Annotated in this window: 14 protein-coding genes and 1 pseudogene; 6 read left to right on the forward strand and 9 right to left on the reverse strand. The window is 70.5% G+C overall.

All coding sequences use genetic code 11. The features are described from left to right. Entirely contained in the window at nt 1–96 is a 96-nt protein-coding gene (locus HW837_RS50255; protein WP_390623511.1) for a putative leader peptide, read from the forward strand. Between the two features lie 51 nt (nt 97–147). Here HW837_RS50255 and HW837_RS04960 read toward each other — a convergent pair whose 3' ends face one another. The 4 genes from HW837_RS04960 to HW837_RS04975 form a co-directional block, all read right to left on the reverse strand. Continuing rightward, nucleotides 148–456, reverse strand: coding sequence for an ATP-binding protein (locus HW837_RS04960; RefSeq protein ID WP_193381890.1), 309 nt, complete (start codon nt 454–456; stop codon nt 148–150). A 67-nt stretch (nt 457–523) separates the two neighbouring features. Continuing rightward, nucleotides 524–1249 (reverse strand): maleylpyruvate isomerase family mycothiol-dependent enzyme, encoded by a 726-nt coding sequence (locus HW837_RS04965; RefSeq protein ID WP_193381891.1) that lies wholly within the window; start codon nt 1247–1249, stop codon nt 524–526. After that, complete coding sequence (locus HW837_RS04970; protein WP_193381892.1) at nt 1246–2076, reverse strand: fumarylacetoacetate hydrolase family protein; 831 nt, start codon at nt 2074–2076, stop codon at nt 1246–1248. Before HW837_RS04970 ends, HW837_RS04965 begins: the two co-directional genes overlap by 4 nt. Beyond that, the gene (locus HW837_RS04975) at nt 2073–3149 is read right to left on the reverse strand and encodes a cupin domain-containing protein (protein ID WP_193382319.1); all 1077 of its coding nucleotides are present in this window, start codon (nt 3147–3149) and stop codon (nt 2073–2075) included. The genes HW837_RS04970 and HW837_RS04975 overlap by 4 nt, the downstream gene beginning before the upstream one ends. A 117-nt stretch (nt 3150–3266) precedes the next feature. Here HW837_RS04975 and HW837_RS04980 point away from each other — a divergent pair, with 117 nt between their 5' ends. Further along, nucleotides 3267–4034 carry an IclR family transcriptional regulator gene (locus HW837_RS04980; protein ID WP_196790198.1) on the forward strand — a complete coding sequence of 256 codons (768 nt, stop codon included), beginning with the start codon at nt 3267–3269 and terminating at the stop codon, nt 4032–4034. Nucleotides 4035–4055: 21 nt separating this feature from the next. Here HW837_RS04980 and HW837_RS04985 read toward each other — a convergent pair whose 3' ends face one another. From HW837_RS04985 to HW837_RS05000, 4 genes and pseudogenes are all read right to left on the reverse strand, one after another. Continuing rightward, nucleotides 4056–4859: a GntR family transcriptional regulator gene (locus tag HW837_RS04985; RefSeq protein ID WP_193381894.1), complete on the reverse strand. Its 804-nt coding sequence runs from the start codon at nt 4857–4859 to the stop codon at nt 4056–4058. Nucleotides 4860–5013: 154 nt separating this feature from the next. Then, nucleotides 5014–5877, reverse strand: a pseudogene (locus tag HW837_RS04990) (thiolase family protein); the annotation flags it as partial. Between the two features lie 195 nt (nt 5878–6072). Further along, the gene (locus HW837_RS04995; protein ID WP_193381895.1) at nt 6073–6969 is read right to left on the reverse strand and encodes an ABC transporter substrate-binding protein; all 897 of its coding nucleotides are present in this window, start codon (nt 6967–6969) and stop codon (nt 6073–6075) included. Next, nucleotides 6954–7913, reverse strand: a complete 960-nt coding sequence (locus tag HW837_RS05000; protein WP_193381896.1) for a VOC family protein — start codon at nt 7911–7913, stop codon at nt 6954–6956. Before HW837_RS05000 ends, HW837_RS04995 begins: the two co-directional genes overlap by 16 nt. Nucleotides 7914–8190: 277 nt before the next feature. On the opposite strand from HW837_RS05000, the gene HW837_RS05005 reads away from it, so the two are divergent. Both HW837_RS05005 and HW837_RS05010 read left to right on the forward strand, forming a co-directional pair. Beyond that, nucleotides 8191–9099, forward strand: a complete 909-nt coding sequence (locus HW837_RS05005) for a fumarylacetoacetate hydrolase family protein (protein WP_193382320.1) — start codon at nt 8191–8193, stop codon at nt 9097–9099. Then, nucleotides 9084–10199: a zinc-binding dehydrogenase gene (locus tag HW837_RS05010; RefSeq protein WP_193382321.1), complete on the forward strand. Its 1116-nt coding sequence runs from the start codon at nt 9084–9086 to the stop codon at nt 10197–10199. Before HW837_RS05005 ends, HW837_RS05010 begins: the two co-directional genes overlap by 16 nt. A gap of 193 nt (nt 10200–10392) precedes the next feature. Here HW837_RS05010 and HW837_RS05015 read toward each other — a convergent pair whose 3' ends face one another. Then, nucleotides 10393–11010, reverse strand: a complete 618-nt coding sequence (locus HW837_RS05015; RefSeq protein ID WP_193382205.1) for a nuclear transport factor 2 family protein — start codon at nt 11008–11010, stop codon at nt 10393–10395. A 139-nt stretch (nt 11011–11149) separates the two neighbouring features. Between HW837_RS05015 and HW837_RS05020 the strand changes: the two genes are divergently transcribed. Further along, nucleotides 11150–12073, forward strand: coding sequence for a LysR family transcriptional regulator (locus tag HW837_RS05020; protein ID WP_193382206.1), 924 nt, complete (start codon nt 11150–11152; stop codon nt 12071–12073). Nucleotides 12074–12395: 322 nt separating this feature from the next. Continuing rightward, nucleotides 12396–12704, forward strand: coding sequence for a ferredoxin reductase domain-containing protein (locus tag HW837_RS05025; protein WP_193382207.1), 309 nt, complete (start codon nt 12396–12398; stop codon nt 12702–12704). Nucleotides 12705–12723 lie beyond the last annotated feature (19 nt).

Below are 12723 nucleotides of genomic sequence, written 5' to 3' on the forward strand. Positions count from 1 at the left end.
ATGAATACTTCCGCTGATCACCCGGGCGCGTCCTCCGCGCTGGTGGAGCGGCGCCACGTCGATCTGTGCCGGCAGTCCAGCGCCATCTGTCGCTGACCCAGCAGATCTCTCGTCTTTCTGGCCTTTCGCAGACTTCACAAGAAGCGCTCATGCCCCAAACACCACGTACACCCCGTTATCTCCCCCCTGTCGTCCGAGGCCGCCACACCCGCCGACGCCCGTGACGGCATCTCCCGGCGGCTGACCGGGGACGGCGGCGTAGCGGGGCCAGATGGCCTCGAGGTTCTCGCGCGCGAGGGAACGGCCCTGGTCGGTATGGACCAGCGAGATCTCGTCCAGGCCGATCACCCCGTGGGCCAGATCGGCCTCCCGCAGGAAATCCGGGACGACCCGCGCCAGGGTCGTCTTCCCGGCGCCCGGAGATCCGTGCAGGACGAGCACATCGATGTTCTTCACAGGCTGAACCCATTGGCGGCAGCCGGGAGCGCTCAAGGGGCATGTCGCGGTGCCGTCGTCGCGGGTCTCACAGCCATGCGGGCAGTTTCGGTACGGATCCACCACCTGCGCCGTACAGAGGGCCTGGTACGCGCCGGCCGGTGGCATAGGCGGCCAGGCTGGGGAGATCACCGGTCACCGAGACCGGCTTCGCCGCGCCGGGCACGCCCAGGAGCCAGGTACGGCCGCCGTCCTCGGCCCGGAGCTCGACGGGAGGCATGTCCGTGCGAGCTCGGAGGCCGGCTGCCACGTCGTCGACCAAGGCGGCGCAGACCTCACGGGGGATGTCGTCGAAGCTCGTGCCGGTGTCCAGGTCGACGGCGTGGACCCATACCTCTCGCACCCGCATCCAGGGGACCTCCCGGACCGGCACCTCGCGTCCTCTGGCGGTCCGGACGGTCGCCTCCCAGCACTCGTCGGGCAGTGCCGCGAGATCCCCGGCGAGTCGGCCGTCGGCCTGGAGCAGGTCCGCGCGCAGCTCGTCGGCCGGGCGACGGGCCCCTTCCTCGATCTCGGCGGCCCGCAGGCCGGGACTGGCGTACATCGGAGTCTCGACACCCGTGCGAGCCCAGTTCAGGAGGTTGAGCAGGGCGTCCGCGTTGCGGGCCAGGTGCGCGACGACATGTGCCCGGCTCCAGCCCGGCAGGCACGAAGGGCGGAGGAGGCTCGCATCGGTCGCCCGGCGCACCGCGGCCTCGAAGGCGGCCGTCCCCTTGGCCAGCCACTCCAGCATCGCGTCCGGCCGACCGCTCACCGCAGCTCCCCGCGGCAGGTGTTACGGCACTCGCCGATCCCCTCGATCCGGGTGACGAGCACGGATCCGTCCCGCAGGTAACGAGCCGGCGTGCGGGCGTGCCCGACACCGCCCGGGGTTCCCGTCGCGATCACGTCGCCGGGGACGAGGGTGACGATCTCGGACACATAGGCGACGAGGGTGGCCGGGTCGAAGACGAGGTCGCCGGTGTCGGCCTTCTGGACCGTGTCGCCGTCGACCTCGCAGACCAGGTCCAGTCCCCGGGCGGCCACGGCGGGATCGTCGGCGGTCACCAGCCATGGCCCGACGGGTGTCGTGGCCTCGAAGGTCTTGCCCTGGTGCCACTGCGGTGTGCGGAACTGCCAGTCCCGGGCAGTGACGTCGTTGAGGATCGTGTATCCGGCGATCGCGGCCCGCGCCTCCTCCGGGTCCGCGTGCCGGACCTCGGCCCCGATCACCACGGCGAGTTCGGCCTCCCAGTCCGTCTGTGTGGCCGTGGCGGGCAGGATCACGTCGTCGTACGCGCCGACCAGCGCCCGTGCGTACTTGGAGAACAGTGTGGGGTGCTGGGGCAGATCCCGGCCCATCTCCAGGATGTGGTTGCGGTAGTTGAGGCCGACACAGACGACCTTCTCCGGCGTCACGACCACCGGGGCGTAGTCCAGGGGGCCTTCGTAGCGGTCGCCGTCGGCGTTCGCGGCCCGGGCGGACCAGTCGGGGCGGCGCAGGAAGTCGACCAGGTCGCTTTCGCCCAGGTCCACGGCGGCGTTCTCGTCGATGCGGACGGCGCGGGTGATGCCGTCGATCCGGATGGTGGCCAGCTTCACTTCTGTTCTCCTCGGTGGGTGCGGGCGAGGCCCAGGGCCTCGTAGACGGGTTCGTCGCTGAAGCGGAACAGATCCACCTCGGTGCGCGCGGTGAGGGCGACCTCGCACCAGGAGAGGACGGCGAACAGGTCGCCCTCGGCGATGTCGAAGACCCGGTCGCCGACGTGGGCCGTGGCCGCGCCTTCGAAGACCTGCCAGATCGCCGAGCCGACCGTGCGCGCCGGAGTGGTCCGCGCCCCCGCCCGCAGTCGGCGCATCTCAGTGCGCATCGTGACCAGGGCGTCCTTGCCGGTGGTGGGGTTGGAGAAACGGACACCGGCGTGTCCGGGCTCGATCACCCCGGCGACTCCTTCGGACTCCAGCTCCAGCTGTGCGGTGAGGGCGGCGTCGGTGTGCTCCCAGCGGTAGGCGGCCAACGGGGAGTTGCGCCGGTCGGGCCGGCTGATCGGGCGCAGGCCCGGGTGAGCCCACAGCCGCTCACCGCGCGAACGCTCGGGCGTGGCCCGGGTGGACAGCTCGTCGGGCCCGAACTCGAAGAAACCGGCGTCCAGTTGGGAGACCAGCGGGATGTCGAGACCGTCGATCCACGTCATGGGCTCGTCGGTGACGTTCTGGTGCTCGTGGAAGGCCCAGCTCGGTGTCAGCAGCAGATCGCCGCGCCGCATCGCCACGGCGTCCCCGTCGACGTTCGTCCACACGCCCTCGCCGTCCACGACGAACCGGAAGGCCCCTTGACTGTGCCGGTGCGAGGGAGCGACCTCGCGCGGTCCCAGGTACTGGATCGCGGCCCAGAGCGTGGGGGTGGCGTACGGCAGGCCGGGCAGGCCCGGGTTGGACAGTGCCATGGCCCGGCGCTCACCGCCCCGCCCCACCGGCACCAACCGTCCGGAGCGCTCCGCGATCGGCAGCAGCCGCGCCCACGGCCACAGGTGCGGGACCGCGGCCGGTTGCGGCGACGTCGGCATGAGATCGTCGCGCTGGTTCCACAGTGGTATCAGGCCCGCGTCCTCGAAATCTGCATACAGCTCATCGAGCAGCTTGTGCTGGGCCAGTCCGCTTGCTGTGTCGGTCACCGCAACCTCCAGGGCATGCACGAAGACAGCCCGTTCAAAGTGTGTTCAGTTTGTCGATGACTGCCACGCTACTGCTGGATTCCTTAGGCTGGAACACATCGTGGCTATGATTCCTGTATGCAGAATTCACGGGATCCACTCCCCTCGTATCCGGTGAGCGCGGCGGGCAACGCCTTGCGGACCGTCCGACTCCTGCATGAGCACGGTGAGCTGCGCGTCATGGACGTCGCCGACCGGCTGGGCGTCGCGCGGTCGACGGCTCACCGGATCCTGGCGATGCTCGTGTTCGAGGGGTTCGCGGAACAGGACCGTCACAAGGCCTACCGTCCGGGGCCGGCTCTGCGGGCGATCAGAGGCAGTCAGGCCGCCCCGCCTCCCGACCTGATCACCGTTGCCCGTCCCCACTTGCAGCGCCTGGCGGACACGGTCCGCGAGACCACCCACCTCATGGTGCTGGAGGGCAACGGGACCCGGTTCCTGGACGGAGTGGAAGGTCCGCAGGCGCTGCGCGTGGGCTACCGCACGGGCGCGCTCCTGCCCGCCCACGTCACTTCGGGCGGCAAGGCACTGCTCGCCGAACTGCCGCCGGAGCGACTCCGGGCGCTCTACCCCAACGGACTCCCCGGGGAAGGAGCCAAGGCACCGGAGGACGTCGAGCGCCTGGTGGCCGAGCTGACGGCGATCCGCCGCGCCGGCTGGGCCCTCAACCTCCAGGAGAGTGAGCGGGGCGTGAACGCGGTCGGTGTGTGCGTGCGCGACCACACAGGTACGGCCGTGGCCGCCGTCGCCGTGGCGGCGCCGTCCGCCCGGTGCCCGAAGGGCAGGCTGACGGAACTGGCCCGACCTCTGCGGTCGATGGCGCGGGCCATCGGTGAGGAACTGTGACCGCCGGAGGGCGACGGGACGTCAGGACTGGCCGTTGCCCGCGAGCCCCAGGGCCGTCCGGGTGGCGGCGGGTTCGTACTCGGGGGCGATGTCCGCCAGCACGCTCAGCGCGGTGCGCGCCAGGTGACGGGCGACCACGCGTGCGGCTTCGGCCGGGTCGCTCTCGCGCATCGCCGTCAGGAGCGCTTCGTGCTCCGCGTACGCCTTGCCCCATGACGCGGGCGCGCCCAGCTGAGCCAGGCGGATGTAGCGCTCGCTGTGTTCTCCGAGCGAGGCGATCATGCGTTGCAGGTGAGGGCCCACCGCCTGGGTGGCGATGCCGTGGAACGCGTGGTGCGCCGCGTGCCACTCGTCGGGGTGCTTGTCGACCGCCATCGCCTTCATCCGTTCCAGGGCGTCGCTCATGCGCTCGATGTCGGCAGTCGTGAACGACTTCGCGGTCATGCTGACGGCGAGGGTTTCGAGCATGATGCGAGCCCCGTAGACGGCGTCGAGGTCCTCGGGGTCCACCGACCGCACCCGCGCGCGCTGGTCGGGCCGCGCGTCGATGAGCCCCTCTTCCTGGAGCAGCCGGAACGCCTCGCGCATGGGGGTACGGCTGACGCCCAGCTTCCGGGCCATCTCGGCCTGGAGCAGGGCCGACCCCGGAGGCAGCTCCCCGTTCAGGATCATCGTGCGCAGGCGTCCATGGACGTCGAGAGCGAGTCGACGCCCGCCCGAGGCCGAAGCGGGGCTCCCGCCCGACGCCGCGGACTCGGCCCGCGCCTCGCCCTCGTCATCGGCCGGCCGCTGTTCCTCGCGGGACTCGCTTCTGCTCCTGCTCACGCCGTGGAGTGTACCCAGGTGTATGCAGCCGATACAGAGCGCCCTATCAACTCCACGGTGGACGACTGCCTCGCCCGTCTTCGACCAGGCTCAGGAGCCGGGTGACTGTATCCACCTGGCGAGGTACCGCCCAGACCGGTCGGTCCGGGGTGACTCATCGTTCGAGAACGAGGGCTAGGCCCTGCCCCACTCCGATGCACAGGGTCGCCACGCCCACACCCGAGCCCGCGGCCGCGAGCTGGTGGGCGACCGCCCCGGCCAGCCGCACGCCGGACGCGCCCAGAGGGTGTCCGATGACGATGGCCCCGCCACGCGGGTTGAGGATCCCGGGCTCGAACTCGGGCCACTCGGCGAAGCACCCGAGCACCTGTGCGGCGAACGCCTCGTTCAGCTCGACGACATCGAGATCGGCGAGGGAACGGCTCGCTCCGGCAAGCGCCCGGTCGACCGCTTCGAGAGCCCCTCCTCTTCCGCGAGCAGGAGGGCGGCGGCGCCGTCGTCGAGGGGTGAGGAGTTGCCCGCGGTGACCGTGCCCCCCACGGGACGGAAGGCCGGCTGGAGCCCGGCCATCGCTTCCAGGGACGCGTTCTCCCGTACGCACTCGTCGCGGGTGAGCAGCACCGGGCCGCCCTCGCGCCGCGGATCCGGTACCGGTACCGGTACGACCTCGGCGTCGTACCGGCCGTCCTTCCAGGCCCTGGTGGCCTTCTCGTGACTGGCGAGCGCGTAGGCGTCCTGTGCCTCACGGCTGATGCCGTGCTTCTCCGCGATCAGTTCCGCGCTCTCCCCCAGGGGCAAGTTCCACTGCGGTGGCATCGCGGGGTTGACCATGCGCCAGCCGAGGGTGGTGGAGTACGACTCGGTGTGGCCGGCCGGGAAGGGGCGGTCGTGCTTGGGCAGGACGTATGGCGCGCGGGTCAACGACTCGACGCCGCCCGCCATGGCGACGGAGGCGGGCACCGAGCGCGATGGCCCGCGCGGCCTGGACGACTGCCTCCAGCCCGGAGGCGCAGAGCCGTCGACGGTGCGGGTTCCTCGACGTGGCGAGGACGACCGGCGCCGCCGACACGCAGTCCGGTCACGGGTGAGCCGCGTACGCGGCGGTGCCCGGGTTGGCGGCCGGGATCGGGATGCCGCTCTCGGCGGCCCTTGGGGCGCCTGGTCAGCGCCCGTACCGGCACCGGCCGCGCCTCCACCTCGGCTGCGACCGGCGTCAGCCTTCTTGGCCGGGTCCGATCAGAGATGTGAGCAGGCGGACGGGTTGCCAGTCAGGTGTGCAGCGGCGGCGCAGGTCGGCCACCGCCTCCATGCCGCGCCGGGTCACCTCGGGTGAGGTCGACAGGCCGGCGGGCCCGAGGAGACCGGGGACCGCGGCCCGGGCGGCCGCCTCGGGCATGCCGTGCCGCAGCAGGGCCGCCTCGACGCCCGGTGCGCCGGAGGCGAGCAGTTCCTCGGTGCTCTGGCGGCAGATCTCGACGTAGGCACGGGTGTGCCATGCCTTCGCTGTCTCACGTGGGGCCACCACCACGTTGGTGATGAGGTCGGGTACGACCTGAAGGTGGCCGCCGACGCGGGAAAAGCCCTGCTCGGCGGCGAGGACGTCGAACGGTGGGTGGAGTGTGGTGCCGTCCACGGCGTCCGACAGCAGGGCCTGGAACCTCTGCGAGGTACCGCCCACCGGGACGAGTCGGTCGTCGGTCACCGGCAAGGCGGCGACGTCGCTGAGTACGGCGCGCAGCACGAACGCGAAGGCGCTGTGCGCGTTGTCCACGGCCCATCGGTCCGTCGGCTGAGGGGCTCCCCCACGCCGGTGGACAGCGAGTTCGCCGATGCCCTCGGCGCGGACGGCCACCGGGTCCCGCTTCAGCAGCCCGCGGAGCAGGTGGTCGGGGGAGGTGTGCATGAGGTCGAAGTCACCGTCGTTCCAGCCTGCCAGCTGCTGGTCGGAGGAGACCACCTGCACGAGGTTCACCTCCAGCCCCGCCTGCCGGAAGTACCCGGAGTCGAGGGCGTGGTGGAGATGCACACCGCCGGCGCCCGGGAAGACGCCCACGGTGAGCTGCCGGGCGGGCTCGCCGGGCGGGCGCCGCACGCTCAGCGTGGGAAGCATGAGGAACTCTCCGAACTCGAGACGGGGTGGTTCGGCTTGTCCTCCTGGTTGGTGATGAAGTCGACCGGCATCTCGGGACTCCAGATCGCGGCCGGGCAGTCCCAGTCGTTCGGCTGCCAGTCCTCGGTGATGCGGTCCATGTCGCCGGAGTACTCGATCCAGCTGCCCCAGGGGTCCTGGATGTAGTGGAAGAGGTTCGAGCCGAGGGTGTGGCGGCCCAGGCCCCAGCCCTTCTCGTAACCCACGGCGGCCATGTTCCGCGCGCCCATCGCGATCTGGTCGATGTCGGCGACCATCCAGCTGGAGTGGTGCAAGCCGGGGTGCGTTCCCGGGACGAACCCGAAGACATGGTGGTCACCGGGCCCCGAGTTCAGGAAGACGGGCCCGCCGTCGACGATGCGGTCCGACAGGCGCAGCCCGAGCGTGCGGATGTAGAAGGCCTCGGACACGCTCACGTCGGAGCTGAAGATCAGCATGTGTCCGAGCCGCTGGGGGCGGGTGTTCTCGGTCGCGTTCAGCCAGCGGGCCTGGTCGATCCGGCGGACGCGGTCGCCGACGTTGGCGTCCTGGGCGTCCGTGGTCCCGAACTCGCGCCAGGGGGCGATCCCCTCGTCCCGGAGGTTGACCAGGTTTCCCTCGTGGTCACGCAACCACAGCCCGCCGGGCACCTCGGCCGGCGCGTCCAGCAGCTTCAGGCCCAGGCCCTCGATGTGGCGCTGCCATTCGGGCAGCGAGTCCGGGTCCACCGCGAAGGCAATGTGGTGCAGCCGCTTGACCGGCCCTTCCATCAGCACCGTCTGGTCCTGCTCCCGGCCGTCGCAGCGGATCACCACCGCGTTGCCGCGCTCCGTCGTCTCCAGTCCGAACGCGCCGTAGAAGTCCGCGCCCGTTTCGAGCGACGGCACCTGGAGCCCGTAGTGCAGGAGACCTTTGACACGCAACATGTGCACTCCTCATGGTTCTGGCAAGCCCGCATCACACACGAGCACCCTCGCTAAGTGTGTACACCTCCTGGACTCGATGTCCATACGCCCGGGGAAAGCTTTTCCAGCTCGAGAGCGACGGCCCTGAACAGGCCAGAGTCCATGCAGGGCCATGACATGGACCACATGGGCGCCCCGCTCCATCATCGCCGCCACGCATCCCGAAGCACACCCTTCCCCTCCTAATGTGTATGCACTATGGTTCAGCTGCTTCAGAGAGCCGTATGCCGGAGGAAACATGAAACCGCCTGAATGGTCGCTGGTGCAGTACCGGGTCGACGACTCGGAGAAAGTCACCGTCGGTGCCTACACCGACGGAACCGTGGTCCAGGGTCCACCCGGGACCGAAGGCCTCACGCTGATGGACGTACTCGCCCGTTGGGAGTCACTCGCCCCGCTGTTCCGTGACTGGACACCGGCTACGTCCGACGCCGTCGCGGGCGCCCGGCTCGCCCCGCCGCTCACCTATCCGGGCAAGGTGCTCTGCGCCGGCGCCAACTACTGGGACCACATCGCCGAGATGGGCTGCGAACGCCCCGACGAGCTGGGGGACCCGTTCTTCTTCCTCAAGCCGCCGACGACGACCGTGACGGGTCCGGGGGACCCGGTGCCGCTGCCCGCCTATCCGGGCGCCCGCGTCGACTGGGAGGCCGAACTGGCCGTCGTCATCGGTCGCGGCGGGCGCGATCTCGCGCCCGAGCAGGCAATGGGTCATGTGGCCGGCTACCTGGCGGCGAACGACATCTCGGCCCGGGACCGGCTCAGGTCCGACAAGCCGGTCGCCGAGCCGTTCACGTTCGACTGGGTCGGCCACAAGGGGCAGGACGGCTTCTGCCCGCTCGGCCCCGGGGTGGTGCCGGCCTGGCAGATCGCCGACCCGCAGAACCTGCGGATCCAGCTCAGCGTCAACGGAGTCCTGAAGCAGGACTCCTCCACCGCACAGATGATGGTGAAGATCCCGGAAGTGATAGCGGCGGCCAGCCGCATCACCCGCCTCGAACCCGGAGACGTCGTCCTCACCGGCACACCGGCCGGCTGTGGCGTACCGCGCGGGGAGTTCCTGGCCGCCGGGGATGACATAGTCATCGAGATCGAGCGCGTCGGTCGCCTGGAGAACAAGGTGGTGGCGTCATGCGCGACACGCTGACCGTTTCCGAGCTCGGCTGGTCCCCGGCGCTGCCGGTTCCGGCGACCATGCGAGCCATGCTGTTCCGCCGGTTCGGACCGCCCGACGTCCTGGAGCAGGCCACGGTCGACACACCGTGCCCCGGCCCCGGAGAGGTCCTCGTCCAGGTCTCCTCGGTCGGTATCGGCCGACTGCTCGACCTCACGGCCCGCGCGGGCAACCACCCCTACGCCACCATCGAGCCGCCCCACATCCTGGGCGCGGACCACGCCGGAACGATCGCCGCACTGGGCGAGGGCGTGGGCTCCGTCCAGGTCGGCGACCGCGTGGCCGTCCTGCCCGGTGTCGCCTGCGGCACCTGTGCCTACTGCGCGGACGGCCGCGAGGAAGTCTGCGACGGCCTGACCGTGATAGGCACACACCGGCCCGGCGCCTACGCGCAGTACTGCGTGGTACCCGCGGTCAACGTCCACAGGGTCCCGGACGGCATCCCGGCCGCAATGGCCGCCTCCCTCGCGCTCCTCGGCCCGGTCGCCGCCAACCAGATGACCCAGGCAGGGCTCCGCCCCGGACACTGGGTGCTCGTCCAGGGCGCGTCCTCCGCACTCGGCTCCACCACGGCCGCCTACGCCCAGCACCTGGGGGCCAAGGTCATCGCGACGTCCCGCTCGGCGGACAAGCGCGCGGCCATGGCCGCCGCGGGAGCCGACCTCGTGCTCGACACCAACGCACCGGACTTCGTGAAGCACGTGCGCGAGGCCACCGGCGGTCGCGGTGTCGACATCGCCGTCGACAACCTCGGCGACCCGGACGTCTGGGACGCCACCGTCGACTCGCTGGCCCGCGGCGGCGCGGTGGTCACCTCGGGCGCCTTCCTCGGCGGCAAGGTGGGAATCGACCTGCGGCGCGTGTACTCCGACTGCCACCGCATCATCGGGGTCCGCACGGGCAACCCGGCGGCGGTGGCGGAACTGTGGAAGCAGGTGGAGAACGGCTTCCGGGCCGTGGTCGACCGCACGTTCCCCATTGCCCGCGCAGCCGACGCCCACCGTTACATGGAGGACGACAACAGCCTCGGCCGGGTGGCGCTCACCGTGCGCCCCGAGGACTGGGACACGTGACAGCGCCTTCCCCCGGCCGAGGTGCGACGTGACAGTGGCCTCCCTCGGCCGAGGCGCGACATGACAACCCACGGTCTCGGCCGGGGCGTCGCCCGACACCCCGGCCGAGGGGCCGCTCCGCTCGGCCGCATGACGAAGGGCGCCTGAACCGGACTCACGCCGGCAGGCGCCCCACGCACATCGATGAGGTCGATCAGTGGGGATCGCCCGGAGTGGCCGAGCCCGCCAGCCATTTCGCGCCCTCTTCGTAGAGGCGTCGCACGACGTCGCCCGTCAGGCCCGGCAGCCCGGTCTTCACCGTGAAGCCGGCCTTGGTCTGGAGATAGCCGAGATGGCGGTAGCCCACGGGGAAGCGGCCCAGCAACCCGGGGTCCAGAGTCAGCGTCGCTGCGGGGTCCACCACGTCGAGACGGTCCTTCTCGTAGATCGGCTGCCGGCGCACGATCTTCCAAGCGCCCTCGTGGCGCACGCAGAAGTCGTAGAAACGCCCGGTGCAGACGACGTCGACCTCGACTCCGTCGACCTCGGCGCGCTGGTTGATGGTCATCTTGGTCTGGGCGACGGCGCGGTCAGCGACGACCTCGGCGGTGTGACCGCCGAGGAAGTGGAGGATGCTGACGCCGTTGTCGAAGCCCTCCCGGCTGATCGCGATGAAGTCGCGCGCGGGGCCCTGGAACCACGTGGCGGTCATCCAGCCGTCGTCGGGATGCCACACCGTGGCGAAACGCTCCCAGTCGCCGGCGTCGCGCCACAGGGCCCAGTCCTCGACGAGTTGACGCAACTCGGCCTTGTCCGAATCGATTGGCGACATTCACTACCTCCGTCGGCTGCTGTCACAAGGAATTCGCGGCGATCACCGAGAGCTCCGCATTCCAGGACGGTAATGCCGGACCGGTGATCCGTCGAATCAGCATTTCGCATGCGAAACATAAGTGAGGTGAATAGCCGCCGTGAACGGCAATGCACGACCGACGAACACCGCTCCCGGTTTGCACCGGGTCGACCTCAATCTGCTGCCTCTGCTCGCGGCCCTCCTCAAGCACCGCAGTGTCACGCGGGCCGCCCAGGCGGTCGGACTGACCCAGCCGGCGATGAGCAACGCCCTGCAGCGACTGCGGCGCACTCTCGGCGACGACCTCCTCGTCCGGGTCGGCCGCCACTATGTACTCACCGCGCGCGCCGGCGCGCTGGTCGGGCCGGTCAACCTGATCCTGGAGACGACGGCTCACCACGTGCTCACCGCTCCGAAGTTCGACCCCGCGACCTCGGACCGCACCTTTCGCATGGCCGCGACCGGTGCCGCGGCCCTGCCCGTCCTACCCGGCCTGTGCGCGGCGCTGGCCGTGTCCGCGCCGGGTGTCCGCCTGCTGCTGGAGCCGCCCGAGGGCTCCCTGGACCTCACCCGCGGCGGCGCGACGGCCGACGTGGCGCTGCTGCCGGACACCATGCCGACCACGCTGCCCCGGGAGCGGCTCTACGACGAGGACTGGGTGGTGGTCGCCGACGCGGACAACGACCGCATCGGGGCGGCGCTCACCGTCGACGACCTCACCCGGCTGCCACACGTGGTGTTCGAGTGGCAAGGAGGGCGGGTCGGCGCGCAGCAGGCGCTGGCCCGACTGATCCCCGGTCTCGTCGTCCGGTGCGTCGTCTTCGAGTTTCTGCTGATCCCCTCGATGGTGAGCGGCACGCCCATGATCGCGCTGCTGCAGCGCCGGCTGGCCCGGCGGCTGGCGGACCGGCACAGGCTCAGGGTGATGGAGTCACCGGTCGCCCTGCCGAAGCTCGGGATCGATCTGGTGTGGAATCCACGCACCGCCGGTGACCCCGGACGTACCTGGCTCCGAGAACAGCTGATGCGAGCGGTTCATTGACGAGGTGGCTGCAAGGCATTTCCAGCATTCATTGGACTCATTCCTCAGCGGTATTCAGCGTTCCGGCGGGAGCACATTCATTCGCACCGCGCTCCGGGCTCTGCCCAGCCATCGCCGAACCGGAGGAGGAAAACCACCATGTTCCCTTTGAACGCCTGGTACGCCGCAGCATGGGACACCCAAGTCGGTCGCACCCTGTTGCCGCGCACCAGAGGTGAGGGCCAAGGACGCGCTCCTACTCGCTGGTGGACCGGGGCCGCGACGACGGCCTGCTCCGCATCGCCATACCCTCCAGCGGGACGGACGCGGCGGATCGCGGCGGATGCACGAGCTGCGTCCCGGCGCGGAGATCACTTTCGTGGGTCCGATCGACGAGTTCCCGCTCAGGAAGGGGACCTTCGTCGACCCGGACGAGGTCGTCGCGTCGGTTCCCGACGGTGGCGTGCTGTACGTCTGCGGCCCGAACGGGCTGCGCACCGCTGTCCGTTCGGCCTGGGAGCGTGCCGCGAAGCCACCCGCCGGACTCCGCTTCGAGACGTTCGGCACGGGTGGCTCCGTACCTGCGACACCGTTCCGTGGGTGCGCGTGCGTGTCCCGCGTCGCGGGAGCCTCCCTCACGATCGACTGCTGAACCCCGCCGAGCGGTGCGC

The organism is Streptomyces caniscabiei (genome assembly GCF_014930365.1).
Classification (GTDB): domain Bacteria; phylum Actinomycetota; class Actinomycetes; order Streptomycetales; family Streptomycetaceae; genus Streptomyces; species Streptomyces caniscabiei.